The following is a 593-nucleotide window of genomic DNA, read 5'->3' as shown; positions in this document are numbered from 1 at the left end:
CTTCTAAAGCATCTAAAACTTCATTGGCATGTTTTCCTTCTACCCCTATTTTAAATGTTGAGCCTTGCGCAATCCCTAATGACATGACCAGCATAATCGATTTTAAAGTTACTTTTTTATCCTCATACATTAAATAAATATTATTGTCAAAATTACTCGCTTTTTCAACCATGATTGAAACAGGTCTTGCATGTAATCCTGCTTCATCAATCACTTTATATTCTCTTTCAACCATAAAAATCATTTGCCTCCAATCTATTTAGTACTGATTTTGAATCTTCATACTGTAGTATTTCTTCTACCATTGATTTTGTTTTTTCAAATGACATTTTTCTAATTTCGTCTCTACTTTTTAAAACACTAGAAGGGCTCATTGAAAACTCATCCAATCCTAATCCTAAAAGAATTGGCAATGCTTTAAACTCTTGAGCCATTTCGCCACACATCCCCGTCCATATTCCTGCCTCATGGGATGCATCAATAACCATTTTGAGCTGTTTAATTATACTTGGATGAAAGGGTTGATATAAATAACTCACTGATTCATTCATACGATCGGCGGCAAACGTATATTGTATTAAATCATTGGTTCC

General features: G+C 33.4%; 2 protein-coding genes. Both read right to left on the bottom strand.

Annotated elements, in window-relative coordinates:
- On the bottom strand, window positions 1-235 hold a 235-nt coding region (locus tag ABCO64_RS10620; protein WP_343089453.1), incomplete at its 3' end, for an HPr family phosphocarrier protein.
- Window positions 228-593, bottom strand: a 366-nt coding sequence (locus ABCO64_RS10615; protein ID WP_343089452.1) for a putative PEP-binding protein, incomplete at its 5' end; no start/stop codon positions are given. The genes ABCO64_RS10615 and ABCO64_RS10620, both read right to left, overlap by 8 nt.

The sequence above is a fragment of the Methanocalculus natronophilus genome (genome assembly GCF_038751955.1).
Lineage (GTDB): Archaea > Halobacteriota > Methanomicrobia > Methanomicrobiales > Methanocorpusculaceae > Methanocalculus > Methanocalculus natronophilus.
The sequence above is the reverse complement of the archived record's forward strand: the minus strand, read 5'-3'. Positions and strand labels throughout refer to the sequence as shown.